The organism is Microbacterium sp. P2_F9 (assembly GCF_056403635.1).
Map to the genome: position 1 here is coordinate 1 of NZ_JBFUFC010000298.1, position 3,178 is coordinate 3,178.

6 protein-coding genes are annotated in these 3,178 nt (G+C 65.6%); 2 read left to right on the plus strand and 4 right to left on the minus strand.

Translation table 11 applies throughout. The features are described from left to right. From AC1DVT_RS19030 to AC1DVT_RS19040, 3 genes are all read right to left on the minus strand, one after another. Positions 1-318 (minus strand): FAD-dependent oxidoreductase (locus AC1DVT_RS19030; protein ID WP_477390829.1); only part of this gene is annotated, 318 nt, incomplete at its 3' end. Continuing rightward, entirely contained in the window at positions 315-518 is a 204-nt protein-coding gene (locus tag AC1DVT_RS19035) for a ferredoxin (protein WP_457100719.1), read from the minus strand. The genes AC1DVT_RS19035 and AC1DVT_RS19030, both read right to left, overlap by 4 nt. Positions 519-527: 9 nt before the next feature. Next, the gene (locus AC1DVT_RS19040) at positions 528-848 is read right to left on the minus strand and encodes a hypothetical protein (RefSeq protein ID WP_457100720.1); all 321 of its coding nucleotides are present in this window, start codon (positions 846-848) and stop codon (positions 528-530) included. An 88-nt stretch (positions 849-936) separates the two neighbouring features. On the opposite strand from AC1DVT_RS19040, the gene AC1DVT_RS19045 reads away from it, so the two are divergent. Then, a complete protein-coding gene (locus tag AC1DVT_RS19045; protein ID WP_477390831.1) occupies positions 937-1,407 on the plus strand; it encodes a hypothetical protein in 471 nt (156 codons plus the stop codon). On the opposite strand, the gene AC1DVT_RS19050 is transcribed toward AC1DVT_RS19045, so the two are convergent. Then, positions 1,391-2,668 carry a TetR/AcrR family transcriptional regulator gene (locus tag AC1DVT_RS19050; RefSeq protein WP_477390833.1) on the minus strand — a complete coding sequence of 426 codons (1,278 nt, stop codon included), beginning with the start codon at positions 2,666-2,668 and terminating at the stop codon, positions 1,391-1,393. The two genes, AC1DVT_RS19045 and AC1DVT_RS19050, sit on opposite strands and share 17 nt — an antisense overlap. 250 nt (positions 2,669-2,918) lie before the next feature. Here AC1DVT_RS19050 and AC1DVT_RS19055 point away from each other — a divergent pair. Next, positions 2,919-3,178, plus strand: a 260-nt coding sequence (locus tag AC1DVT_RS19055; RefSeq protein WP_477390835.1) for an alpha/beta fold hydrolase, incomplete at its 3' end; no start/stop codon positions are given.

Consider the following 3,178-nt stretch of genomic DNA (forward strand, 5'->3'; position numbering starts at 1 on the left):
GTCGAAGGATAGGGCGTCGAAGGATAGGGCTTCACCATCGTCGAGGGTGACGATGCGTCGCGTGGAGTCGGCGGCGACTGCATGGCGCCCCAGGACGAAGCGCGCGTTCAGCGTGGCGAGATCACCATCGTTGCGAAGGCGCAGCCGCTCGGCATCCCACGACCCGTCCAACGCCTGCTTGGACAGCGGGGGTCGGTCGTACGGCGCGTGACGTTCGCCGCCGACAATCGTCACCGCTCCGCCGAACCCCGAACGGCGCAGCTCTTCGGCGGCGGCGAGGCCCGCGGCCGCGGCGCCGACGATGACGATGCCCGTCATTCGGATATCAGACGGAGTGCCGCGGCCGGGCACAGCGCAACTGCCTGCCGGACGCCATGGAGGGCGCCTTCCGCCGGTGTGCTCTCCAGAAGGATGGCGATCCCGTCGTCGTCACGTTGATCAAAGACATCGGGCGCCACCATCACGCATAGACCTGATGCCACGCACTTCGGCTCATCGAGTTCGATTCGCATCGTCATGATTCAGGCTCAGGCGAGCGCGTCGTAGGACGCGATCACCGGGGGGTTTCCTGCCAGGTCGAGCATCGGGCTCGCATCATCGAGGTCGGCGGCCCGCATGTCGGCGAGGATCTCCGCGGCAGGACGGGAAATGTGGTACGCGGCGAGGTATCGGACCGGTTGGCCGGGTTCCTGCTGTCGAAAGCGCTCAACGGATTCGACTCCCGGGACGCGCGCCTGGATCTCGGGAAGGTGCGTGTGGTTGTACCAGGTGTTGAAGTCGAGCTCGGAGACACCGTCTCGGGGTGTCGTGGTGACCAGCATCACGCCGGCATATGGCTTCGCATCCATAAGTCGTCCTTCGCGTCGTCAGGAAGTGCCGTCAGTCTATCGCGAACCAATGGTTTGCTCCACACTCGGATCTCTGTACCATTCGAGAATGCCTACCGCTGTCGTCAGGATCCACTTCGTATCCCCGGTCTCACCGACCGCCTTCTCGCGCGGAGTCGCGACTTTGCGTGCCCGAGGAATTCCGCTGGTCGAGTACACAGCGGTGGTCGGCGATGACCCTCTGACGGAGGTCTCGCTCCTGCGGGAGGACGGCGAGCGCTGGACCGACGGCGAGGCGGTCCAGCTGTGCATCGAGGCCTTCGGAGTGGCCGCGCGGCCGGGCGTCGTCACCTACGTCAGCCGCGGAACCGATGCCGACGCCGAATCGGTCCTCGCGCGGTTCGATCTCGACGGGCGTGTCCGACGCGAGACCGGTGAAGAAGGGGAGGTCGTGGTCGTCACGGTCKCCGCCGAAGACATGCGCCGAGTGCCCGAGAGCCGACTTCACACGGCGCTCGAAGCAGCGCTCAACACGGAGGTGCGGGTCGAGGTGACCACCGAGGTCACCGCGTCCCGATGAAGCCTCGGAGAAGCGAGTTGCGCAAGAACCTGTGTGCGCGCTCAGGGCTCGTGCGCGCGTAGTCCTGGTACGGCACCCAGCTGATGAGTCGGATCTGCGGTCCGACCGCGGCGGGAGCACCGACGGTGCGCAGTGAGCCCTTGCGCGCGCCTCGCGCGAGGGTGTCCTCGAGGAGGCGCCCGCGCGCGTGAGTGCTCGACCAGTAGGACTTCAATGCAGGCGTGTCGGGCGAGGTCCATGGGTTCGCGAGCTTGACGATGTCGGTCTCGAGTCTGAAGCGTCGCTTCGCTACCAGAATGACATAGGTGAAGGCGTCAAGCGAGGCGACCTCGGAGGTGCCCACCGTCAGCACGGCGCGGACGGCGGCGTCCATGTGAGCGTCGAAGGTGCTGAGGATCTCGCTCAGCAGATCCTCTTTCGAGCTGACGCGTCGGTATAGCGTGCCCATGCGGACCTGTGCTGCCTCCGCGATGTCGCGCACGGTGGTCGAATCGAAACCGCGGCGGGCAAACTCGGCGCGAGCTACCGCGATGATGTGTTCCCGGGAGTTCGGCTCTGCGGCCGTGTCGGAGGAGCCCCATGCGGCGATCGCATCGCGCGCGGCTGACATGGCTTCGGACCTGTCCAGCTCGTCGTCTGCAGGTACGTCGAGAGCGATGCCGTCCAGGAGCAACCGAAGATGGAGGGCGTCGGTGGAGCGCGGAATCGACGAGTCCATCGTGTTGACGGACGTCTGCATCGTGAGGCTTTCCAATGTGAAGCGCAGAAGGCCGACGTCCTGCGTCTCGGGGGCAGGGTTGGGGACGAGGTCGTCGACGAGGCGCTTCCACAGTCGCGACAGCCCTGGCGTCTTGAACTCCTGCGCCTCACGGAAACGATCAGTGGCAGTCGTCGGCGCCGCGAAGGCGGTCAGACGAAGGGCTGCGCGGTTGTGCACCGACAGTTCCGCTACGGCGTCGGCCATACTCGTGAGGYGGGAGCGAGCGTCGCTTGGGGCATCGGGGTTCAGCCGCGCCGCGAGTGATGCGGCGAGTTCGCCCGCCTCCCGCTCGAACTCGGCCACGATCTCGAGGGCGACGTCCTCTTTCGATGCGAAGTGGTGGTAGAGGCTCCCCGGGAGCACGCCGACGGCGTTTGCGATATCGGCCATCGTGGTCGATGAGTAGCCGCGCAACTCGAACAGCTTCGCAGCTGCGTGTCGGATCTCGTCCGTGCGGCTGCTGGATCGGGCAGTCACGGCGACGGTCTGGGGGGCGTCCATCTGCACATTATCCATGTCGTGACGCCCGGAGTCGCGCGACGCGGTTCATCGAGAGTCACGTTTACCATGCTTGCCCTTCGATTCGGAGCAACTATTAGATTCGGAGCATGAATGGTCGGCACTGAAAGGAATGCTGCAATGGCCCAGATCGAAGTGAACGGTGGCGTGGTCGAGTAGGAGTTGCTGGGCCCGAGCGTGACGATGTCGTCACGGTGACCCGGGCGGGAGGTTCAGCAAGGATTATCCGGGGGTGCGTCTGTTCGCACAGGCGCTCGCAGATGCCGGCAAGCGGGTCCTGATCTGGGACCGACCCAACACCGGACGCTCCGACATTCAGCTCTACGGCGAGACGGAGTCGCACATGCGCGCCGACACGCTCGCCGCGGTGGTGGAGGAGCTCGGCATTGGCACGGTGTCGGCGCTGGGTGGCTCGGGAGGAGCGCGTGACTCTATCGTCTTCGCGATCCGTCACCCAGAACTCGTCCGCAAGCTCATCGTGTGGTCGATCGG

Excerpts from the sequence above, each read along its gene's own strand:
- AC1DVT_RS19040 (WP_457100720.1), bottom strand. The coding sequence starts at position 848 with ATGGATGCGAAGCCATATGCCGGCGTGATGCTGGTCACCACGACACCC.
- AC1DVT_RS19035 (WP_457100719.1), bottom strand. The coding sequence starts at position 518 with ATGACGATGCGAATCGAACTCGATGAGCCGAAGTGCGTGGCATCAGGT.